We start from the raw sequence: 20,757 nt of genomic DNA on the forward strand, positions 1-20,757 counted from the left end.
TCTCAGTACGTCTGCCCGACAGGCGTATTAATGATAAAAAGGAGGTAGCAAGTGACCATTGCTATTGTCATAGGCACACATGGTTGGGCTGCTGAGCAGCTACTCAAGACGGCAGAGATGCTGTTGGGCGAGCAGGAAAACGTCGGCTGGATCGATTTCGTTCCCGGTGAAAACGCCGAGACGCTGATAGAGAAGTACAACGCTCAACTCGCGAAGCTGGATACCAGCAAAGGCGTGCTGTTTCTCGTCGATACGTGGGGCGGCAGCCCGTTTAATGCTGCCAGCCGTATTGTCGTCGATAAAGAGCACTATGAAGTTGTCGCCGGGGTGAATATCCCGATGCTGGTGGAAACCTTCATGGCGCGCGACGACAACCCGAGCTTCGATGAGCTTGTGGCCCTGGCGGTGGAAACCGGGCGTGAAGGCGTTAAGGCGCTTAAAGCGCAACCGGTTGAAAAACCCGCCCCGGCCGCGGCGGCACCGAAAGCTGCAGCCCCAGCGAAACCGATGGGCCCGAACGATTATATGGTCATCGGGCTTGCGCGTATTGATGACCGCTTAATCCACGGCCAGGTGGCGACACGCTGGACCAAAGAGACCAACGTTCGCCGCATCATCGTCGTCAGTGACGAAGTGGCTGCGGATACCGTACGTAAAACCCTTCTGACTCAGGTTGCCCCTCCAGGCGTTACCGCGCACGTGGTGGATGTGGCCAAGATGATCCGCGTCTACAACAACCCGAAATATGCGGGCGAGCGCGTGATGCTTCTGTTCACTAACCCAACAGACGTCGAGCGCATTGTTGAAGGCGGCGTGAAAATCACCTCCGTTAACATTGGTGGTATGGCTTTCCGTCAGGGCAAAACGCAGGTCAACAACGCGATTTCGGTTGATGAAAAAGATATTGAGGCATTCAACAAGCTGAATGCACGCGGTATTGAGCTGGAAGCCCGTAAGGTTTCCACGGATCAGAAACTGAAAATGATGGATTTGATCGGCAAAGTTGGGAAATAAGCCCGCGCCGGTTTTTCACATAAAGCTTATGCAATAGGAGAAGTACAATGGAGATTACCACTCTTCAGATTGTGCTGGTGTTCGTCGTCGCATGTATTGCGGGTATGGAATCCGTACTTGATGAATTTCAGTTCCACCGTCCGCTGGTGGCCTGTACGTTGATCGGTGCCGTTCTCGGTGATATGAAAACCGGTATCATCATCGGTGGTACCCTGGAAATGATTGCCCTCGGCTGGATGAACATCGGTGCAGCGGTTGCGCCCGATGCCGCGCTGGCGTCGATTATCTCAACCGTTCTGGTTATTGCCGGTCATCAAAGTATTGGTGCCGGTATCGCCCTGGCGATCCCACTGGCTGCAGCAGGCCAGGTTCTGACCATCATCGTGCGTACCATCACCGTTGCCTTCCAGCACGCGGCGGATAAGGCGGCCGAAAACGGCAACCTGACGGCGCTATCCTGGATCCACGTGTCGTCCCTGTTCCTGCAGGCGATGCGTATTGCGATCCCGGCGGTTATCGTGGCGATCTCTGTCGGTACGAGTGAAGTCCAGAGCATGCTGAACGCCATTCCAGAAGTGGTCACCGGCGGTCTGAACATCGCAGGCGGCATGATCGTGGTTGTCGGTTACGCGATGGTCATCAACATGATGCGCGCAGGCTACCTGATGCCGTTCTTCTACCTCGGCTTCGTGACCGCCGCCTTCACCAACTTCAACCTGGTCGCTCTGGGTGTGATTGGTGCAGTGATGGCGATTCTCTACATCCAGCTCAGCCCGAAATATAACCGCGTCGCGGGTGCCCCAGCGCAGGCTGCTGGTAACAACGATCTCGATAACGAACTGGACTAGCAGGTGAGCGAAATGGTTGATATGACAAAAACTACCACTGAGAAAAAACTCACTCCGGGTGATATTCGTGGCGTGTTCATTCGTTCTAACCTGTTCCAGGGTTCATGGAACTTCGAACGTATGCAGGCGCTGGGCTTCTGCTTCTCCATGGTACCGGCAATCAAACGCCTGTATCCGGAAAACAACGAAGCGCGTCGTCAGGCGATTAAGCGTCACCTGGAATTCTTCAACACCCATCCTTACGTTGCGGCCCCCGTACTGGGCGTAACGCTGGCGATGGAAGAGCAGCGTGCGAACGGCGCAGAGATTGACGATGGTGCCATCAACGGTATCAAAGTCGGCCTGATGGGCCCGCTGGCCGGTGTCGGTGACCCGATCTTCTGGGGCACCGTTCGTCCGGTCTTCGCGGCACTGGGTGCCGGTATCGCGATGAGCGGCAGCCTGCTTGGTCCACTGCTGTTCTTCATCCTCTTCAACGCAGTACGCCTGCTGACCCGTTACTACGGCGTGGCTTACGGCTACCGTAAAGGGGTAGACATCGTTAAGGATATGGGCGGCGGCTTCCTGCAGAAACTGACCGAGGGGGCGTCAATCCTCGGCCTGTTTGTGATGGGGGCACTGGTTAACAAGTGGACGCACGTAAACATCCCGCTGGTGGTATCGACCATCACCGGGCAGGATGGTCAGACGCGTGTGACTACCGTGCAGACGATTCTGGACCAGCTGATGCCGGGCCTGGTGCCGCTGCTGCTGACCTTCGCCTGTATGTGGCTGCTGCGTAAGAAAGTGAACCCGCTGTGGATCATCGTTGGCTTCTTCGTCATCGGTATCGCGGGCTACGCTGTCGGTCTGCTGGGCCTGTAAGTTTCAATGCTTTACGCCGGGGGCTTGCCCCCGGTCTTTTTATCTGGAGGATGAATGACTGTCACGGACATCGTACTGGTTTTGTTTATTGTTGCCCTTATGGCTTACGCGATCTATGACGAGTTCATCATGCCCCGCCGCCACGGCGAGACGCTGCTTTCCCTTCCCCTTCTGCGACGCGGGCGCGTTGATGGATTCATCTTCGCGGGCCTGATCGTCATTCTGATCTACAACAACGTGACCAGCAACGGTGCACTATTAACCACATGGTTATTATGTGCGCTGGCATTAATGGCGATTTACCTGTTCTGGATCCGCTCGCCAAAAATCATTTTTAAAAAACACGGATTCTTCTTCGCCAATGTCTGGATAGAATATAACCGCATTAAAGAGATGAATTTATCCGAAGACGGTGTGTTAGTAATGCAATTAGAGCAGCGTCGTCTGCTGATTCGGGTCAAGAATATTGATGACCTTGAAAAGATCTCCAGATTACTCCTTAAAACTCAATAGTTTATTATTATAGCATCGGCTATAAAGTCCGATATTCGCGTGCAGACAATATAGCCGTTGCTATATCCCCCATCATCTTAACTTATATTTATTAACGATATTTTCACGCATAAATCTAAATGAAAATCGTTATCAGAAAAGCAGCTAAATTAAGCCTGCTTCGTTGTTGTTTTATATTCTCAAAATATGTTAAGGTTGCGCCCGTCGTTGGGGAGTAGCCGATTTCCTGTTCTCAGGAAATGTACGTGTCAACATACTCGTTGAAAAACGTGGCGCGTACGGATCGCTTTCAGCACATTTCAGGTGTGTTGTGATCAGGCGAGACCATAGATACATCAACTGCTGTTTACTGGGGGCAGTGATGTGTCATATGGATATCCCCGGTCTGGACGCTGTTATGAACATCTCCGCTACGATCCTCCTTGCTTTTGGCATGTCCATGGACGCATTTGCTGCTTCCATCGGAAAAGGCGCCACGCTCCACAAACCTAAATTCTCAGAAGCCCTGCGTACCGGCCTGATTTTTGGTGCTATCGAAACGCTAACGCCGCTTATTGGCTGGGGTCTGGGGATGCTCGCCAGCCAGTTCGTGCTGGAGTGGAACCACTGGATTGCATTCGTCCTGCTGGTGTTCCTGGGGGGGAGAATGGTCATCGAAGGTTTTCGCGGTAACAGCGATGAGGATGATGAGCCACAACATCGCCACGGCTTCTGGCTGCTGGTCACCACGGCGATTGCCACCAGCCTCGATGCTATGGCGGTCGGCGTCGGTCTGGCATTCCTGCAGGTCAATATTATTGCAACTGCACTGGCCATCGGCTGCGCTACGTTGATTATGTCAACGCTGGGGATGATGGTGGGTCGGTTTATCGGCCCGCTGCTGGGCAAGCGAGCCGAAATTTTGGGCGGTATCGTGTTAATCGGTATTGGCGCTCAAATCCTCTGGGCGCATTTCGCCGGTTAAACCTCGCGCTGCCAGACGTGGATACTGAAATCAGTCTGGCAGCGAAAAACGGTCTGCTTTGATAACGTTTCCCACACCTCTGGTTTTGCCCGCCACGCGAACGGCGTCATCTGCAGTAACGCTACTGCCTCCTCCCCTTTGAGCTCCATTTCATACGCCACAGTGTGTTCCTGTTGCAGCATAAAACCCGGCAGCTGTTCAGAGTGAGGCGCGTGCAAACGCACTTCGTCGTAAATCAGCCCTTTCAATTCCATCAGGTGCCGTGGTCCTGGCGTGACGGTGATCACCCAGCCACCCGCTTTCACTACGCGCGCCAGCTCTTCCGCTTTGCAGGGCGCATAAATGCGGATAATGGCGTCCATGCTGGCGTCGTCAAACGGCAGCCTATGGCTGGATGCCACACAAAACGTTACGGCTGAATAGCGTTTTGCCGCCGCGCGAATCGCCACTTTTGCCACGTCCAGACCAAAAGTCTCTGCGCCCTTCTCGCGGGCAATCTCTGCAAACATTGCCGTGTAGTAGCCTTCGCCACAGCCGATATCCAGCACAGCGGTAGCATTATCAGGCAGGCGATGCGCCAGCACCTGTGCAACGGTATCGCGAAGCGGCTGGTAATGTCCTGCATCCAGAAACGCACGGCGTGCCTGCATCATCTCTGCACTATCACCCGGGTCGCGGGAGCGCTTGTGCTGCACAGGGAGAAGATTCACGTACCCTTCCTTGGCCATATCAAACTGATGTCCCTGCGGACAGGTAAAGCTTTTCTCTGAGCGCAGCAGATGCGCATGGCAAAGGGGACAACTGAAGGACATGACAACTCCGGGGGGCATAAACTAAAGGGCGAAGTGTACCGCTATTCGCCCGTCTTATAAACGCCCGGGTTAACGCATGACGATAAGGTGGTCAGAATCCGCCGGTAGGCCATCCGGCCTCACATTCTCCAGACGCAGCACGTTACCCATAATTTCGCTGAACACCGGCGCGGAGACGGCACCGCCGTAGTAGGCGCCGTTTTGAGGATCGTTGATGACCACCACCAGCGCAAAGCGCGGATCGCTGGCAGGCGCAACGCCAGCAGTATAGGCGACATATTTATCGACATATTTCCCGCTGTCATCAATCTTCTTCGCCGTCCCGGTTTTCACCGCCACGCGATAATCACGTACGGCGGCCTTAACACCGCCGCCACCCGGCAGCGCAACGCTTTCCATCATATGTTCGACTTCATGCGCAATCGCCTCTGACATCACCCGGCGCCCCATAACGGGAGGATCAATACGGGTAATAGAGAGTGGACGCTCAAGACCAAAGCTACCGATAGTGGCGTAAACATGCGCGAGCTGAAGCGGCGTCACCATCAGGCCATAGCCGAATGCAAACGTCGCCCTGTCGAGCTGGCTCCAGAATTTACGCTGTGGTAATAGCCCCGCACTTTCCCCCGTTAAGCCAAGGCCAGTGTTTGTGCCGAAACCAAAGTTTCTGTAGGTATCAATAAGATGCTGGACCGGCATCGCAAGAGAGAGGCGTGACACGCCCGTATCGCTCGATTTTTGCAGAATGCCGGTCATCGTCAGTTCCGGGTAGTAACCCACATCGCGGATACGGTGCCCGTCAAGCATGTACGGGTGGGTGTCAATCACGCTGTCCGGCTGTACCAGCCCCTGCTGCAGCGCCGTCATCAGCACCAGCGGTTTGACGGTCGAACCCGGTTCGAAGGTATCGCTTATCGCACGATTACGGAAATCGTTTAACGTCGCCCCTTCGCGATTATTAGGGTTAAAATCCGGATAGCTTGCCATCGCAAGAATTTCGCCCGTCTGGATATTGATTAATACCGACGCCCCCGACTCGGCTTTATTCCACGCCACCGCATTATCGAGCGCATCTTCAGTGATAGTTTGCAGACGCTCATCAATACTCAGTTGAATGTTATGGGCAGGCACGGGTGCCACTTCCGTCAGATTTTCAACAACGTGCCCATAGCGGTCTTCCCTCACCTGTCGGACGCCAGGCTTGCCCATCAACTGGGTATTGAAACTTTTCTCAACACCTTCAATTCCTTGTCCATCGATATTGGTAAAGCCAATAAGATTGGCCGCCACATGTCCCGCAGGGTAAAAGCGGCGGGATTCATCGCGTAAATTAATGCCCGGCAGGTTGAGTTTGTCTATCCACTGCGCCTGTGAAGGATCGACCTGACGGGCCAGGTAAATAAACCGTCCCTGCGGATTGCTGTTTATTCGCGACGACAGCGTGCTCAAAGAGAGATGCAGCGCATTGGCCAGCGCCTGCCAGCGGTCGTCAAACCCTACGCCACCTTTTGCCAGTACCGTTTTAGGATCGGCCCATACCGCACGGACAGGCACACTCACCACCAACGGCCTTCCCTCGCGGTCCACGATCATTCCACGCGGAGCATCAATGGCGACCTCACGCAGCGAGCGCATGTCCTCCTGCTTAACCAGGTTGTCAGGTTTAACGATTTGCAGCCAGGCCACCCGGCCCAGCAAAAAAGCCAGACTGCAAAAAATAGCAAAACAAAGCAGAGCAAAACGCGCCGGAGTAAAGTTTCCGGTGGTCATTATGGTTTTCTTTTTCACCTGAGCCTCAGGGCTGTTGATCAACGCCCTGATTTAACGGGAAAAACCGATCTGAAGGAGAGGAAACAATGCTAATAACCTCGTAGCTTTGCAACAAGTTACTAACAAGAAGAGGAATGGTAATATTTTGAAAGATAACGGAATAAAAAAGCCCCGCGATACGCGAGGCTTTATATCTGAGATTGAAGCGCCAGGCACTTCAGTCAGCAGTGGTTCGATCAGATAGCAGTTACGTTAACTGCAGCTGGGCCTTTCTGGCCATCCTGAATTTCGAACTCAACGTTCTGGCCTTCAGCCAGAGTTTTGAAGCCATTACCCTGGATTGCAGAGAAGTGTACGAACACATCTTTGCTGCCGTCAGCAGGAGTAATGAAACCAAAACCTTTAGACTCGTTGAACCACTTAACTTGACCTTTAATCTTTGCCATTTGCAAAATTCCTTAGAGTGTTTTCTTAGCCCGCAGGCTTGACTGAGATAAAACTGAGACATTACTGCATGAGGCACTAATATAAGGTTCGGCAGAGAAGCGGTATTCAACGACAACGTGTTTACTCAGGACTTCTTTACTGAAAATGCCACACATAAACAGAACTGTACCTCGTTTGACCCAAAACGTGTTATCACACACAACGATTAATATGGCAAGCCATTTTTAAACGTGTCTCGATCCGCCGCACAAATTCAAACACTGCCCTGGTATGATCTGCACACTTATGCGCAACGATCATGGACAACGTGTGTTCTTTACACCGCCACTGCGCTATTACCGCAAGCGCTGTTATCTAAGACTTTTTTACCATAGACCATACTGTTCTTGCCGTCCAGATTCAGGGGTAACTTTCTTTAGAGCCTTGATTGCGTTAGAACATTTTGTGAAAACTTATGCTCAAAACATTCCAACGCATTGGGAATAGGACAATGCACATTTGGTGTTAATAAACATACTGACACTGCATTAAAAATCACCAGTGAATAAAGACTATGATGCACCAAAATAATGAAATTTTTATGACTCTGCCTCAAAACAAGGCAAGCAAAACGTTTCGATAAAAATAAAACAATCCTGAAGGACTATAAATACAAATATATGCAACTATTGCGCGCATTGTTTAAAAGGATAAATATTCGCCAATTTTCAGTATCCTGAAGGAATTATTAACCGGTGCTACATTATTCAGTGCCTGAGTTAACGCAAGGACGGGTTCATCAAGGGATTCATCTGCCAGTTCAAACACGCCCCAATGGATGGGAAAGGCCAGGGGTTGGCCGAGCTGCTGCCATAGCGCCACGGCAGATTGCGGGTCCATGTGATGGACCGCCATGAACCATTCTGGTGCATACGCGCCAATCGGCAACGCGGCGGCGTCAATTTTGCCCAGACGTTCGGGTATCGTTAACAGCTCCGGCGAATAGCCCGTATCACCGCTGAACCAAAAGCGGTGCTTTCGTCCCTCAAAGACCCAACCACACCATAATGAACGATTCCGATTCCAGGGGGTACGCATACTCCAGTGCTGCGCCGGAACGGCTGTCAGGGTGATTCCCTGCCAGGTTATGCTCTGCCACCAGTCGAGTTGCACGATGTGCCTGGCTCCGCGACGGCGAAACCAGTCTGCCAGACCTAAGGGAACAAACAGCATTACGTCTGGAAAACGTTTCAGGATACGGCGAATGGTTACATCGTCGAGATGATCATAGTGATTATGCGAGATAACCACTGCATCAAGCTGCACAAGTTGTTCAACAGACAGTGCAGGAGGTGTTTTGCGCACCGGTCCTGCAAAAGGAAGCGGAGAAGCGCGTCGCGAAAAGACCGGGTCGGTCAGAATGGTGTTGCCATCCATCTGCACCAGCAGACTAGCATGTCCAAGCCACCAGACCCCGTCGCCTTGTGGCTGTTTCAGCTCAACAGGCTGCCACCACTGGCGTATGAAATCGTCATATCCCAGCGCAGGCGGTTTAGGTAAACCTGCCGCTTTCCGCGCCTTACGCCAGCGCTCAACATCGCCGGGCTGATGTCCTACAGGTGCAGTATTGCGAAAGCCATTCGGCGTGTGATGGATCCGGGAGGGGTCATACCAGGGATTTTTCCAGACCACGGCCACCTCCCGCGAGCAACAGGTTATCGTTCGGCCACCAGACGGATAAAGTCGTCTTCGTCTTCTTTGTCTGCGACGACCGCTTCTTTAGGGGCTTCTTTCTCTTCTGGTTCGTTTGCTTCGCACAGACGGCGCAGCAGCGCATTTTGGCGCTTTTGCTGATCGAGCAGCGCTTCAAGCAACTCGATTTGCTCGTTCGTGCGCGAGCTGGCACGGTTGACGAAAAACCAAATGACCAGTCCAGCGACCAGAATAACCAACGAGACCATCAGGGATGCCAGATTTAGCAGCCCTGAATTCATTAACTCACCCATTTCACCACCTCAATAAAAACGCCCATTTTACCACTGGCGCGAAGGAAGGAAATGACCTTAGGAAAAAATGCGTCTTACCACGGAATAAACTTGTTGATTGCGCAAACGCCGCTAAAAAACTGTACATCCTGATCGCACATCACGTTGATAGTCTGTGTCCACAGCACCACACATGCCACCAACACGATAACCAGAATTACCCAGCGTATTTTTTTCACTCCACTCTCCGTTTTATGACCTGAGGCAGCCAGGTTATCACGGCTATCTTAAACAGCATCTAACTGTACCCTCATCAAACTCTTTTCGGAATCGTGCACTTGTTTCACTGAGTAAACAGGTTAGGCTAAATGCATGACAACAACGATAAAGAGGCAATGATGCATTTAATCATTCGAACTATTATTGCACTGGCCGTTCTCTGGACTGGTCTTCTGTTAACCGGATATGGCGTGCTTGTGGGGAGCACCGAAAACGCCGCAGGTTTAGGTATCAAGTGTAAATATCTGACAGCCCAGGGCATGAGTACTGCGCAGTACATCCACTCGGACAGCGGGATCATTGGTTTGACCAACTGCCCTGTCCTGCGTAAATCGTCCGTTGTAATTGATAACGGCTAAATATCGCTGAACCGCATCCATGAAAAACGCCGCAAATGCGGCGTTTTTTTATTCCTGCCGGGGTTAAAACGGATAATCGTTATAGCCCATCTGCTCAGAAATTTTACGCGCGGCAGTATGAAGAATAGCCACGTACTCATGTAGGCGTTCTTCGGAGAAGCGCAGCGTCGGGAACGAGATACTCAGGCCAGCAATAACAACACCGAAGCGGTCGAACACAGGAACGCCAATGCAGCGCAGCCCTTCTTCCTGTTCTTCGTTATCTTCACCGTAACCCTGCTCACGCACTTTATCCAACACCGCTAATAGCTCATCGGTGGTGGTAATGGTACGCTCCGTGCTGCGTTTGTATTCCACGCCAGAGAGGATCTGTTCCACCTCTTCACGGTCGCGCCATGCCAGCAGTACTTTACCAATGGCGGTACTGTAGAGCGGGTTCCGGCGACCAATGCGCGAATACATGCGCAGGTTATACATGGAATCAATTTTATGGATGTAAACAATGCTGTCCTCATCCAGTGCGCCAAGGTGGACCGTTTCTTTTGTCAGACGAGAAAGTTCACGCATCTGAATATCCGCACTGCGGATCAGATCAACGTTTTGCAGGGCCCGGGCGCCCAGTTCGAACAGCTTCAGCGTCAGCGAGTATTTTTCAGATTCGCCTTCCTGCGCAACATAGCCCAGTGACTTCATGGTTTGCAAAAAGCGATAAACGGTGCTTTTCGACATCATCACACGCTGCGACAACTCTGTAATACCAATTTCACGCTCTTCTCCGAGCGCCTGTAAGATGCCAAACACCTTCAGCACGGAAGAAACAGAATCTGGCTGCTTATCCAAATCTGCAATTGCCATTTATCACCTCATGGAGAGTGTTTTATAAAAATCAGAACCGGTTTTTATTATAAATTCCCGTCATGCTAGCTGCAATCAATCCTCGTTTACTTCGTTACAAATCTGCGACATAAAACGGAATTAACAGTGCTAAAATAGTTACCCTGAGAATAATTTCCTACCGAGCTATTCACCCAAAATGCAAAAAAACCTTTCCGATGGTCTGCCTTTGCCCCAGCGTTACGGCGCTATTGCGACGATTATCATCGGTATTTCCATGGCCGTTCTCGACGGTGCCATTGCTAACGTTGCCCTGCCAACGATTGCCAGCGATCTGCAGGCTTCCCCTGCCAGTTCTATCTGGATCGTCAACGCTTATCAGATAGCCATTGTGGTTTCGCTGCTCTCATTCTCTTTTCTGGGCGACATGTTCGGCTATCGCCGGGTTTATCAGTGCGGGCTGGTGGTTTTTACCCTGACGTCACTTTTCTGCGCCCTTTCAGATTCGCTGCACACCCTGACGATAGCCCGTATTGCCCAGGGTTTTGGCGGCGCGGCGCTGATGAGCGTCAACACCGCGCTGATCCGCTTAATCTACCCTCAGCGCCATTTAGGGCGCGGTATGGGGATCAACTCATTTATTGTCGCGGTCTCTTCTGCCGCCGGACCGACTATTGCGGCGGCCATTCTTTCAGTCGCCTCCTGGCAATGGCTTTTCGCCATCAACGTGCCGCTCGGCATCATCGCGATCGTCTTTGCTCTGCGCTATCTCCCTGGTAATGGCCCGAAAAGCACCATGCCTCGCTTTGATCTACCCAGTGCGGTAATGAATGCCCTGACCTTTGGCCTGCTGATCACGGCTCTGAGCGGGTTTGCCCAGGGTCAGTCGTTAGCGCTTACCGGCGCAGAACTTGCCGCTCTGCTGGTTGTAGGCTTTTTCTTTGTGCGTCGTCAGCTTGCACTTCCGGTACCCTTGTTGCCGGTAGACCTGCTGCGTATTCCCCTTTTTTCACTGTCTATTTGCACCTCGATCTGCTCGTTCTGTGCCCAGATGCTGGCGCTGGTTTCCCTGCCCTTCTTCCTGCAGAGTGTGGTCGGTCGTTCTGAGGTTGAAACCGGGCTGCTGTTAACGCCATGGCCGCTGGCGACGATGGTGATGGCGCCGCTGGCCGGGTATTTGATCGAACGCGTGCATGCCGGACTGCTGGGTGCAATCGGGCTGGCGGTGATGGCAACCGGCTTGTTTGCCCTGGCGCTGCTTCCCTCATCGCCTACGGATCTGGATATCATCTGGCGCATGATCCTGTGCGGTGCGGGTTTTGGTCTGTTCCAGTCGCCGAACAACCACACCATTATCACTTCCGCACCGCGTCATCGCAGCGGGGGAGCCAGCGGCATGCTCGGCACGGCGCGTCTGCTGGGTCAAAGTACCGGTGCTGCACTGGTTGCGCTGATGTTTAACCTTGCCGGGCAGAACGGTAACCACGTTGCGCTCCTGACCGCAGGTTTCCTTGCTACCCTCGCGGCCATAATCAGCGGACTTCGGGTCACCCAGCCCGGCGTGAAGGCATAAAAAAAGCCGGGCGGAGTACTCTCCAGCCCGGCTTTATTCGGTGTCTTCGCGTTACTTCAGGTATTCGCCACTGCGCAGCGCTTCAATACGTTTATCGAGCTGCGGGTGAGACATAAACAGCTCACTGAGTGATTTCGATTTACCGTTAATGCAGAAGGCCATCATGCTGTTCGCTTCCTGCGGCTCGTAGCTGGTCTTCAGACGCTGCAGCGCAGCAATCATCTTCTCACGCCCTACCAGTTTTGCAGAGCCTGCATCCGCGTGGAATTCACGGTGACGTGAGAACCACATGGTAATGATGCTTGCCAGAATACCGAACACCAGCTCAAGTACCATCGAAACAGCGAAATAGATCAGCGGGTTTCCGTTACTCTCTTCACCTTCGTCGCGGTTGCCCCCCATAAAGCCTGCCGCGATTTGCGCCAGGATACGAGAGATGAAGATCACGAAGGTATTCACCACGCCCTGAATCAGGGTCATGGTCACCATATCACCGTTCGCGATATGGCTGATTTCGTGAGCGATAACCGCTTCGGCTTCGTCACGGCTCATGTTCTGCAGCAGACCGGTGCTGACGGCAACCAGAGACGCATCACGACGTGCCCCCGTTGCGAAGGCGTTAATGTCCGGTGCATGGTAAATTGCAACCTGAGGCATCGCGATGCCTGCCTGCTTTGACTGCTGAGCCACCGTGTTCATTAGCCACTGTTCCATATCGTTACGTGGCTGCTCGATAACTTCACCACCGACTGATTTCAGCGCCATCCACTTCGACATCAGCAGTGAGATGAATGAGCCACCAAAACCAAACAGCAGCGCCATAATCAACAGACCCTGAACGCTGCTCGACTGAATTCCTGTCAGGCTTAGCACCAGCCCGAATACCACCATAACCGCCAGGTTGGTGAGCAGGAAGAGCGCGATTCGCATCATAATTTTCTTTTAACCTCTGTTTAACAAAACGCACTATGCGATTACCCACATCGTATGGGTATTGTGGCTATTTTCAAGGATTCGAGGGGTGTAAGTCACCAGAAAGACACAACTTTACACAATTGAAGAGCAGCTTGACGAGAGGAAGCAGAACTAAAAAAAACAGGCACAATGTCTTGTGCCTGTTGAGGGATTATTTTGCAGGTGCCGGTTGCACTGCGGGTTTCTCTTTTTGCAGATTCGCCAGGTCGAGGGCGATATGCACCGTCTCGTCCAGATACGGATCCGGCTCCTGGTAATCTTTTGGCAGATCGTCCAGTTTTTTGAGCAGAGGCTTACCTTCACGTTTGAAGCGATCGTTGATACGCGCCAGACGCGTTGCGTCATCCTCATTGTTCTCTTTTTCACGCTGAGCGTAATTGAGAGAAACAATGTTCCGTTTCGCCTTCAGGGCATTGAAACGTGCAATGTCCTTCAGGATGTACTGGAATTCAGGATCTTTCAGGATGCGTTCGTTATGGTCTTTCAACAACGCAGGACCAAACTGAGTCATGTCGCCAGATTTCACGAACGTCGCAGCATTGATGCTGTCCCACGGCAACGCGTTATCTTCAAACTTCTCGCCCGTTTCGGTCTCTTCGGTGCCCGTTGGCATCATGATATCCGGCGTCACGCCTTTACGCTGCGTACTGCCACCGTTCACGCGGTAAAACTTTTGAATGGTGTACTGAACGGAGCCCAGCGCAGGCCATTCCGGGCGCAGCATCTGATCGTAAATACGGTTCAGAGAGCGGTACTGCTGAACGGTGCCTTTACCAAAGGTCGGCTCACCGACGATAAGCGCACGGCCATAGTCCTGCATTGCCGCGGCAAAGATCTCAGAAGCAGACGCACTGAAGCGATCGACTAACACCACCAGCGGGCCTTTGTAATAGACCACACCATCGGTATCGGCATCTTCACGCACTTTACCGTTGTTATCACGAACCTGAACAACCGGGCCAGACGGAATAAACAGACCCGACAGGGAAACCGCTTCGGTCAGCGCCCCACCGCCGTTGCTGCGCAGATCGATGATCACGCTGCTGACGTTCTGTTTTTCCAGCTTCTGCAGCTGCACTTTCACGTCGTCGGTCAGACCAACGTAGAAGCCAGGGATATCCAGAACACCGACTTTCTCTTTACCGACAGTTTTCACCGACATTTTGACGGCACGGTCTTCAAGACGAATGCGTTCGCGTGTCAGGGTGACGATACGGGTTTTTGTCCCTTTCCCTGCAGGCAGAATTTCCAGGCGAACTTTGCTACCTTTCGGCCCTTTGATCAGCGCAACCACATCGTCCAGACGCCAGCCGATCACATCGACCATGTTCTGTCCGGTTTGACCAACACCGACAATGCGATCGCCTACGCTAATCGCTTTGCTTTTGGAGGCAGGGCCACCTGCCACCATGGAGTTGATCAGGGTGTAGTCATCGTCCATCTGCAACACTGCGCCAATACCTTCCAGAGACAGGCTCATTTCAGTATTAAACTGCTCGGTATTTCGCGGAGAGAGATAGTTGGTATGCGGGTCAATTTCGTGGGCGAACGCCGTCATTGCCAGTGAGAAAACATCTTCACTGTTGGTCTGCGCCAGGCGTCGGATGGCAAATTTGTAGCGACGGTTTAAGGTCTCACGAATTTCTTTCTCGTCTTTGCCGGTGAGCTTGAGGCTCAGTTCGTCATATTTAACTTTGCCGTCCCACAGCGCATTCAGCTCGGCTTCGTCCTTCGGCCATGGCGCTTTGCTGCGATCCAGATTAAAGGTGTCGTTGCCGGTAAAGTCCATTGGACGTTCCAGCACTTTCAGCGCGTATTGATAACGTTCAAAACGACGCTTTTGCGATAAATTATACAGATCGTAGAACAGATCCAGCTTACCGGAGCGCAGTTCGTCACCCACGTCGGATTTACGTTTAGCGAACTGTTCGACGTCGCTGGCCAGCAATACGTTATGGCTGTAATCCAGCAAGTTCAGATAACGGTCGAAGATTTTGGCCGAAAAGGCCTGATCGAGATCGAACTGACGATAGTGCGAACGAGTAAAGCGCGACGTCACGCGCTCACTCACCGTCGCGTGCTGCGTCTCTTCCTTTAATACCGGAATTTGATCAACACGCGTAATATCGTCCACAGCGAAGGCGTGACCTGTTATAGCAAACAGGCCCGCCAGCGCGGTGAGCTTAAAAAAAGTGTTCATGCCAGGCTTGGCCTCCGTTTCAGAACAACAAGTGTTCTGCGCGTACTATCATTGACATACCAGAAGTCAGCTGTACACGAACGCCGTCTTTGGTGATTTCCAGTACGGTGGCGTCCATCGCATTGTTACCCGCTTTGACCTTCAGAGCCTGACCGACGCTCAGTGCGTTAATGTCAGAAACTGGGGTATGGCGCTGCTCTTCACGAGGCGCGCGTGGGGCTTTAGCTGCTGGCTTGTCTGCACGCGGTTTGCGATCGTTATTCTCATTACGACGCGGTGCTGGACGCGGTTTACGCTCGCGACGAGGCGCATCTTCCTGGCCATTTGCCGCAGCGGCTTCGCGTTTTTTCGCTTGCTGTTCGGCACGCTGTGCCTGAACGCGTGCTTTGGCTTCTTCCAGCTGCTTGCGCGCATGTTCAACGTGCTGCTCATCCAGTTCGCCGCAAGGGTTGCCGTCGAGATCAACACGGGTTGCACCCGGTTTGATACCGTACAGGTAACGCCAGCTAGACGTATAAAGACGTAAGGCAGAGCGAAGCTGCGTTTTGCTGAGATTCATCTCACCTTCAACGCGCGCGACCAGATCCTGAAAGATACCGACTTTCAGAGGACGAGCCTCACCTTCAGCGCTGAAGCACTGAGGAAAACGCTCGGCCAGAAATGCGATAACTTCTTTACTGCTATTCAACTTAGGTTGATTTTCCATGAAATTTCCTGATTACAACGGACGTTGCCAACTCGCGCAGGCATGAACAGGCGACATTATAATGACGCTATCAGTAATTGCTACGTTATCCGTTGATTATCCTGCGACGCTCGCAAAGAATTTTTGATAATCGGTTGCTGCCAGAACGTTTTCGAGATTCGCCGCCAGCTCGCGCAGGCCCTGCTCGTCTTCAGACGTAAAGCGACTGAAAGCCGTACTGTCGATGTCCAGAACGCCAATAATCTGATTTTTTACTACCAGCGGCAGTACGATTTCAGAATTACTTGCCGCATCACAGGCAATGTGGCCGTCGAAAGCGTGAACATCCTCCACGCGCTGAACCTGGTTGGTGGCCACCGCGGTACCGCATACGCCGCGTCCGACCGGAATACGCACACAGGCCAGTTTTCCCTGGAAAGGCCCCAGCACCAGTGTTTCACCTTCCAGAAGGTAAAAACCGGCCCAGTTAACCTCGGTCAACCGTTCAAACAATAATGCACTTGTATTTGCCAGAGTGGCTAAGAAGCTGGTTTCACCTGCCATCAATGCCTTAAAATCGCGGTTGAGATCCGCGTAGAATTCTGTTTTGCTCATTCTTCAATCACTTAGTTGTCTTACAAAATTACCGCATAGCCTATTAAAATAAGCATTAAATGCGCTCATGCTCAAGATGAATCAATTCATGAGTTAATATAACTTTCAACAATACACTTTTGTGCGCAGCTGATGGCCTTAAAAACAACCAAAATTACGCCGACAAAGAAGATCACTATCCATACGGTAAGTGAGGCCCTGCCTCGTGCACATTATCAGCGTTGTCCGCAGTGCGATACGCTTTTTATGTTGCCGAAGATGAAATCGCACCAAAGTGCGTTTTGTCCCTGCTGTGACGCCAAAATCCGCGACGGGCGGGACTGGTCGTTGACCCGACTGGCAGCCATGGCCGTGACGATGCTCTTGCTTATGCCCTTTGCCTGGAGCGAGCCGCTGCTGAAACTTTATCTGCTCGGCGTGCGTATTGATGCCAACGTGCTGCAAGGGATCTGGCAGATGACGCGCCAGGGCGATCCCCTGACCGCCGCAATGGTGCTGTTTTGTACCGTCGGTGCGCCACTGGTTCTGGTCGCCGCCATCGCCTATCTGTGGCTTGGTAACATCCTTGGGATGAATCTGCGCCCCGTGCTGCTGATGCTCGATAAGCTGAAAGAGTGGGTCATGCTGGACATCTACCTGGTCGGGGTCGGTGTGGCGTCAATTAAAGTGCAGGACTACGCATTTTTGCAGCCCGGCGTTGGGCTGTTCGCCTTCATCTGCCTGGTATTGCTCAGTATTCTGACGCTGATCCATCTGAACGTAGAGCAGCTTTGGGAGCGTTTTTATCCCCAGCGCCCGGCCTCGCGTCCGGATGAAAACCTGCGCGTCTGTTTAGGTTGCCACTATACCGGCTTGCCGGATACACGGGGACGCTGCCCGCGATGCCATATTCCGCTAAGGCTGAGGCGCAACAACAGCCTGCAAAAATGCTGGGCAGCGTTGATTGCTTCCATGGTATTCCTAATCCCAGCTAACATGCTGCCGATTTCAATCATTTACGTGAATGGCGCGCGCCAGGAAGACACCATCCTTTCAGGGATTATCTCCCTCGCCCACAGCAACGTGGGCGTGGCGGCCATTGTGTTTATCGCCAGTATCCTGGTGCCGTTCACCAAAGTGGTGGTGATGTTTACGTTACTTATCAGCATCCATTTTAAATGCGAACAGGGCCTGCGCACGCGCATCCTGCTTCTGCGGTTTGTTACCTGGATTGGTCGCTGGTCGATGTTGGATCTGTTCGTGATTTCGTTGATGATGTCGCTCATCAATCGCGATCAGCTGCTTGCTTTTACAATGGGACCCGCAGCTTTTTATTTCGGCTCTGCGGTGATATTGACTATTCTTGCTGTGGAATGGCTGGATAGCCGCTTACTTTGGGATGCACATGAGTCAGGAAACGCCCGCTTCGCCGACTGAAGCGAGAATTAAAACAAAACGCCGCATTTCGCCATTCTGGTTGCTGCCCGTCATCGCCCTGATGATCGCGGGCTGGCTTATCTGGACGAGCTATGAAGATCGCGGAAGTACTGTCACCATTGACTTCCAGACCGCCGACGGTATCGTCGCCGGGCGCACCCCTGTTCGCTTCCAGGGGGTGGAAGTCGGTACAGTCCAGGACATCACGCTGGGAAAAGGGCTGAACAAAATTCAGGTGCGAGTCAGTATCAAATCTGACATGCAGGATGCTCTGCGCAGCGAAACGCAGTTCTGGCTGGTGACGCCGAAAGCCTCTCTCGCCGGTGTGTCGGGGCTGGATGCCCTGGTTGGCGGTAACTATATCGGCATGATGCCGGGTAAAGGCGAGCCGCAGGATCACTTTGTGGCGCTCGATACGCAGCCGAAGTACCGACTCAATAACGGCGACCTGATGATCCACCTGCAGGCACCTGACCTGGGTTCACTGAACAGCGGTTCGCTGGTGTACTTCCGCAAAATTCCGGTGGGTCGCGTTTACGATTACGCCATCAACCCGAACAAACAGGGTGTGACCATTGACGTGCTGATCGATCGCCGCTTCACTAACCTGGTGAAAAAAGGCAGCCGCTTCTGGAATGTGTCCGGCGTGGATGCGGACGTCAGCCTGAGCGGTGCAAAAGTGAAGCTGGAAAGCCTGGCGGCGCTGGTGAACGGCGCTATCGCCTTCGATTCCCCGGAAGGGTCCAGCCCTGCCAAAGCCGATGACACCTTTGGACTGTACGCCGATCTGGCCCACAGCCAGCGCGGTGTGATCGTGAAACTTGCCCTGCCCGACGCCAAAGGGCTGAAAGCCGGTTCGACTCCGCTGATGTATCAAGGGCTTGAGGTCGGACAGCTGACGAAAATGACGCTCAATCCCGGCGGTTCGGTAACCGGTGAGATGACCGTTGATCCGAGCGTGGTCGATCTCCTGCGAGAGAAAACGCGTATTGAGATGCGCAGTCCAAAACTGTCGCTGAGTGATGCCAGTATCAGCAGCCTGCTCACGGGCGCTACCTTTGAACTTATCCCCGGAGAGGGGCAGCCCAGCAACAGTTTTGTTATTGCCCCGGCGGACAAAGCGCTGCTGCAAAAACCCGGCGTTGTGACCGTCACGCTTAACGCCCCGGAAAGTTACGGCATTGAAGCCGGTCAGCCGCTGATCTTACATGGCGTGCAGGTGGGCCAGGTGCTGGAGCGCACCCTGTCGGAAAAAGGGGTCACCTTCTCGGCCGCTATCGATCCGCAGTACAGCGATTTGGTGCATGGTGACAGTAAGTTTGTAGTGAACAGCCGCGTCGATGTGAAGGTCGGTCTGGACGGCGTTGAGTTTCTCGGCGCCAGCGCCAGCGAATGGGTCAACGGCGGGATCCGCATTCTGCCGGGCAATAAAGGCCCCGTGCGGGAGAGTTATCCCCTGTATGCCAATCTGGACAAGGCGATAGAAAACAGCCTGAGCGATCTGCCGACCACCACGCTGACGCTGAGCGCCGAGACGCTGCCTGACGTGCAGGCCGGTTCGGTTGTGCTGTATCGCAAGTTTGAGGTCGGGGAAGTGATCACCGTACGTCCGCGCGCGGACGCCTTTGATATCGAACTGCATATCAAGCCGGAATACCGCAAGCTTCTCACCGCAAATAGCGTGTTCTGGGCGGAAGGCGGTGCGAAGGTCCAGCTTAACGGCAGCGGATTAACCGTGCAGGCCTCTCCTCTTTCCCGCGCACTGCGCGGTGCGATTAGCTTCGATAATCTGCCCGGTGCGGGCGGCGATATGCGCAAGGGGGATAAGCGTATCCTCTTCCCGTCTGAGACCGCGGCGCGTGCCGTAGGCGGACAGATTACCCTCCATGCCTTCGATGCGGGGAAACTGGCTGAGGGAATGCCTATTCGCTATCTGGGCATTGATATCGGGCAGATCCAGAAGCTAACGCTGATCACATCGCGCAATGAAGTGCAGGCCACCGCCGTGCTCTATCCGGAGTATGTGCAGACCTTCGCCCGCGCGGGCTCACGTTTCTCCGTGGTCACGCCGCAGATATCTGCCGCAGGCGTTGAGCATCTCGACACGATTTTGCAGCCCTACATCAACGTTGAAGCCGGTCGAGGGAAAGCCCGTCGTGACTTTGAACTGCAGGAAGCGACGATTACCGACTCGCGCTACCTTGATGGCCTGAGCATTGTGGTCGAAGTCCCGGAAGCCGGTGGACTGTCCATCGGTACACCGGTGCTGTTCCGCGGTATTGAAGTCGGCACCGTGACGGGCCTGACGCTGGGTACCCTTTCGGACCGCGTGATGGTCGCGCTACGCATTAGCGATCGTTACCAGCACCTGGTACGCAACAACTCCGTATTCTGGCTGGCCTCCGGATATTCACTGGACTTTGGCCTGACGGGCGGCGTGGTGAAAACCGGTACCTTTAACCAGTTCATACGCGGCGGTATCGCCTTCGCAACGCCACCGGGTACACCGCTGGCACCGAAGGCCCAGCCGGGTAAACACTTCCTGCTCCTTGAAAGTGAACCCAAAGAGTGGCGCGAATGGGGAACCGCCCTGCCGCGTTAATCTGAAAGGCTCCGGTGTCAACG

At 53.2% G+C, this 20,757-nt stretch carries 21 protein-coding genes and 1 riboswitch; of the genes, 9 read left to right on the forward strand and 12 right to left on the reverse strand.

Going from position 1 to position 20,757, the window contains the following annotated elements; all coding sequences use genetic code 11:
- Nucleotides 1-51 precede the first annotated feature (51 nt).
- The 5 genes from manX to mntP all read left to right on the forward strand — a co-directional run bounded on the left by manX (nucleotide 52) and on the right by mntP (nucleotide 4,203).
- On the forward strand, nucleotides 52-1,014 hold the full coding sequence (gene manX / locus EXW94_RS06130) for a PTS mannose transporter subunit IIAB (RefSeq protein WP_108417600.1): 963 nt from the start codon (nucleotides 52-54) through the stop codon (nucleotides 1,012-1,014).
- Between the two features lie 47 nt (nucleotides 1,015-1,061).
- On the forward strand, nucleotides 1,062-1,862 hold the full coding sequence (gene manY, locus EXW94_RS06135) for a PTS mannose transporter subunit IIC (RefSeq protein WP_008500490.1): 801 nt from the start codon (nucleotides 1,062-1,064) through the stop codon (nucleotides 1,860-1,862).
- A 12-nt stretch (nucleotides 1,863-1,874) separates the two neighbouring features.
- Nucleotides 1,875-2,726, forward strand: a complete 852-nt coding sequence (locus EXW94_RS06140) for a PTS mannose transporter subunit IID (RefSeq protein ID WP_006810994.1) — start codon at nucleotides 1,875-1,877, stop codon at nucleotides 2,724-2,726.
- Nucleotides 2,727-2,780: 54 nt separating this feature from the next.
- The gene (locus EXW94_RS06145) at nucleotides 2,781-3,239 is read left to right on the forward strand and encodes a DUF986 family protein (protein ID WP_089598210.1); all 459 of its coding nucleotides are present in this window, start codon (nucleotides 2,781-2,783) and stop codon (nucleotides 3,237-3,239) included.
- A gap of 197 nt (nucleotides 3,240-3,436) precedes the next feature.
- A riboswitch (yybP-ykoY riboswitch) is annotated at nucleotides 3,437-3,626 on the forward strand.
- 10 nt (nucleotides 3,627-3,636) lie between these two features.
- Nucleotides 3,637-4,203: a manganese efflux pump MntP gene (mntP, locus tag EXW94_RS06150; RefSeq protein ID WP_010432671.1), complete on the forward strand. Its 567-nt coding sequence runs from the start codon at nucleotides 3,637-3,639 to the stop codon at nucleotides 4,201-4,203.
- Here mntP and rlmA read toward each other — a convergent pair.
- The 7 genes from rlmA to mgrB form a co-directional block, all read right to left on the reverse strand.
- Nucleotides 4,200-5,015: a 23S rRNA (guanine(745)-N(1))-methyltransferase gene (rlmA, locus tag EXW94_RS06155; RefSeq protein WP_174339732.1), complete on the reverse strand. Its 816-nt coding sequence runs from the start codon at nucleotides 5,013-5,015 to the stop codon at nucleotides 4,200-4,202. The two genes, mntP and rlmA, sit on opposite strands and share 4 nt — an antisense overlap.
- A 69-nt stretch (nucleotides 5,016-5,084) precedes the next feature.
- A complete protein-coding gene (gene ftsI / locus EXW94_RS06160) occupies nucleotides 5,085-6,785 on the reverse strand; it encodes a peptidoglycan glycosyltransferase FtsI (RefSeq protein ID WP_217436320.1) in 1,701 nt (566 codons plus the stop codon).
- Between the two features lie 236 nt (nucleotides 6,786-7,021).
- The gene (cspE, locus tag EXW94_RS06165) at nucleotides 7,022-7,231 is read right to left on the reverse strand and encodes a transcription antiterminator/RNA stability regulator CspE (RefSeq protein WP_001062678.1); all 210 of its coding nucleotides are present in this window, start codon (nucleotides 7,229-7,231) and stop codon (nucleotides 7,022-7,024) included.
- A gap of 12 nt (nucleotides 7,232-7,243) precedes the next feature.
- Nucleotides 7,244-7,387 carry a DUF2627 domain-containing protein gene (locus EXW94_RS06170; RefSeq protein WP_052302290.1) on the reverse strand — a complete coding sequence of 48 codons (144 nt, stop codon included), beginning with the start codon at nucleotides 7,385-7,387 and terminating at the stop codon, nucleotides 7,244-7,246.
- Between the two features lie 526 nt (nucleotides 7,388-7,913).
- Nucleotides 7,914-8,903, reverse strand: a complete 990-nt coding sequence (locus EXW94_RS06175; RefSeq protein ID WP_174339734.1) for an MBL fold metallo-hydrolase — start codon at nucleotides 8,901-8,903, stop codon at nucleotides 7,914-7,916.
- 23 nt (nucleotides 8,904-8,926) lie between these two features.
- The gene (locus tag EXW94_RS06180; RefSeq protein ID WP_010432660.1) at nucleotides 8,927-9,217 is read right to left on the reverse strand and encodes a YebO family protein; all 291 of its coding nucleotides are present in this window, start codon (nucleotides 9,215-9,217) and stop codon (nucleotides 8,927-8,929) included.
- Between the two features lie 74 nt (nucleotides 9,218-9,291).
- The gene (gene mgrB / locus EXW94_RS06185; RefSeq protein WP_089598207.1) at nucleotides 9,292-9,435 is read right to left on the reverse strand and encodes a PhoP/PhoQ regulator MgrB; all 144 of its coding nucleotides are present in this window, start codon (nucleotides 9,433-9,435) and stop codon (nucleotides 9,292-9,294) included.
- Nucleotides 9,436-9,594: 159 nt separating this feature from the next.
- Here mgrB and EXW94_RS06190 point away from each other — a divergent pair, with 159 nt between their 5' ends.
- Nucleotides 9,595-9,834, forward strand: coding sequence for a YobH family protein (locus EXW94_RS06190; protein WP_029485125.1), 240 nt, complete (start codon nucleotides 9,595-9,597; stop codon nucleotides 9,832-9,834).
- Between the two features lie 63 nt (nucleotides 9,835-9,897).
- On the opposite strand, the gene kdgR is transcribed toward EXW94_RS06190, so the two are convergent.
- Nucleotides 9,898-10,689, reverse strand: coding sequence for a DNA-binding transcriptional regulator KdgR (gene kdgR / locus EXW94_RS06195; RefSeq protein WP_010432655.1), 792 nt, complete (start codon nucleotides 10,687-10,689; stop codon nucleotides 9,898-9,900).
- Nucleotides 10,690-10,867: 178 nt separating this feature from the next.
- Here kdgR and EXW94_RS06200 point away from each other — a divergent pair, with 178 nt between their 5' ends.
- Nucleotides 10,868-12,241, forward strand: a complete 1,374-nt coding sequence (locus EXW94_RS06200; protein ID WP_174339735.1) for an MFS transporter — start codon at nucleotides 10,868-10,870, stop codon at nucleotides 12,239-12,241.
- Between the two features lie 51 nt (nucleotides 12,242-12,292).
- Here EXW94_RS06200 and htpX read toward each other — a convergent pair whose 3' ends face one another.
- The 4 genes from htpX to EXW94_RS06220 form a co-directional block, all read right to left on the reverse strand.
- Nucleotides 12,293-13,174: a protease HtpX gene (gene htpX / locus EXW94_RS06205; protein ID WP_174339736.1), complete on the reverse strand. Its 882-nt coding sequence runs from the start codon at nucleotides 13,172-13,174 to the stop codon at nucleotides 12,293-12,295.
- 193 nt (nucleotides 13,175-13,367) lie between these two features.
- Entirely contained in the window at nucleotides 13,368-15,416 is a 2,049-nt protein-coding gene (gene prc, locus EXW94_RS06210) for a carboxy terminal-processing peptidase (RefSeq protein WP_108417595.1), read from the reverse strand.
- Nucleotides 15,417-15,435: 19 nt separating this feature from the next.
- Nucleotides 15,436-16,122 (reverse strand): RNA chaperone ProQ, encoded by a 687-nt coding sequence (gene proQ / locus EXW94_RS06215; RefSeq protein ID WP_042717984.1) that lies wholly within the window; start codon nucleotides 16,120-16,122, stop codon nucleotides 15,436-15,438.
- A 96-nt stretch (nucleotides 16,123-16,218) separates the two neighbouring features.
- A complete protein-coding gene (locus EXW94_RS06220; protein ID WP_010432639.1) occupies nucleotides 16,219-16,716 on the reverse strand; it encodes a GAF domain-containing protein in 498 nt (165 codons plus the stop codon).
- A 132-nt stretch (nucleotides 16,717-16,848) separates the two neighbouring features.
- Between EXW94_RS06220 and yebS the strand changes: the two genes are divergently transcribed.
- Both yebS and EXW94_RS06230 read left to right on the forward strand, forming a co-directional pair.
- Nucleotides 16,849-18,132: a membrane integrity lipid transport subunit YebS gene (yebS, locus tag EXW94_RS06225; RefSeq protein WP_108417594.1), complete on the forward strand. Its 1,284-nt coding sequence runs from the start codon at nucleotides 16,849-16,851 to the stop codon at nucleotides 18,130-18,132.
- Nucleotides 18,101-20,734: a PqiB family protein gene (locus tag EXW94_RS06230; protein WP_159077893.1), complete on the forward strand. Its 2,634-nt coding sequence runs from the start codon at nucleotides 18,101-18,103 to the stop codon at nucleotides 20,732-20,734. The genes yebS and EXW94_RS06230 overlap by 32 nt, the downstream gene beginning before the upstream one ends.
- Nucleotides 20,735-20,757: the final 23 nt, after the last annotated feature.

This window comes from Enterobacter sp. JMULE2 (assembly GCF_013337145.1).
Taxonomy (GTDB): domain Bacteria; phylum Pseudomonadota; class Gammaproteobacteria; order Enterobacterales; family Enterobacteriaceae; genus Enterobacter; species Enterobacter mori.

Bases quoted from the DNA above. Each gene is read 5' to 3' on its own strand.
- EXW94_RS06220 (WP_010432639.1), bottom strand. From the start codon at position 16,716: ATGAGCAAAACAGAATTCTACGCGGATCTCAACCGCGATTTTAAGGCA.
- proQ (WP_042717984.1), bottom strand. From the start codon at position 16,122: ATGGAAAATCAACCTAAGTTGAATAGCAGTAAAGAAGTTATCGCATTT.
- manY (WP_008500490.1), top strand. From the start codon at position 1,062: ATGGAGATTACCACTCTTCAGATTGTGCTGGTGTTCGTCGTCGCATGT.
- prc (WP_108417595.1), bottom strand. From the start codon at position 15,416: ATGAACACTTTTTTTAAGCTCACCGCGCTGGCGGGCCTGTTTGCTATA.
- EXW94_RS06170 (WP_052302290.1), bottom strand. From the start codon at position 7,387: ATGTGTGGCATTTTCAGTAAAGAAGTCCTGAGTAAACACGTTGTCGTT.
- ftsI (WP_217436320.1), bottom strand. From the start codon at position 6,785: ATGACCACCGGAAACTTTACTCCGGCGCGTTTTGCTCTGCTTTGTTTT.
- EXW94_RS06145 (WP_089598210.1), top strand. From the start codon at position 2,781: ATGACTGTCACGGACATCGTACTGGTTTTGTTTATTGTTGCCCTTATG.
- rlmA (WP_174339732.1), bottom strand. From the start codon at position 5,015: ATGTCCTTCAGTTGTCCCCTTTGCCATGCGCATCTGCTGCGCTCAGAG.
- cspE (WP_001062678.1), bottom strand. From the start codon at position 7,231: ATGGCAAAGATTAAAGGTCAAGTTAAGTGGTTCAACGAGTCTAAAGGT.
- htpX (WP_174339736.1), bottom strand. From the start codon at position 13,174: ATGATGCGAATCGCGCTCTTCCTGCTCACCAACCTGGCGGTTATGGTG.
- EXW94_RS06190 (WP_029485125.1), top strand. From the start codon at position 9,595: ATGCATTTAATCATTCGAACTATTATTGCACTGGCCGTTCTCTGGACT.
- yebS (WP_108417594.1), top strand. From the start codon at position 16,849: ATGGCCTTAAAAACAACCAAAATTACGCCGACAAAGAAGATCACTATC.
- EXW94_RS06140 (WP_006810994.1), top strand. From the start codon at position 1,875: ATGGTTGATATGACAAAAACTACCACTGAGAAAAAACTCACTCCGGGT.
- EXW94_RS06180 (WP_010432660.1), bottom strand. From the start codon at position 9,217: ATGGGTGAGTTAATGAATTCAGGGCTGCTAAATCTGGCATCCCTGATG.
- mntP (WP_010432671.1), top strand. From the start codon at position 3,637: ATGAACATCTCCGCTACGATCCTCCTTGCTTTTGGCATGTCCATGGAC.
- EXW94_RS06200 (WP_174339735.1), top strand. From the start codon at position 10,868: ATGCAAAAAAACCTTTCCGATGGTCTGCCTTTGCCCCAGCGTTACGGC.
- EXW94_RS06230 (WP_159077893.1), top strand. From the start codon at position 18,101: ATGAGTCAGGAAACGCCCGCTTCGCCGACTGAAGCGAGAATTAAAACA.
- kdgR (WP_010432655.1), bottom strand. From the start codon at position 10,689: ATGGCAATTGCAGATTTGGATAAGCAGCCAGATTCTGTTTCTTCCGTG.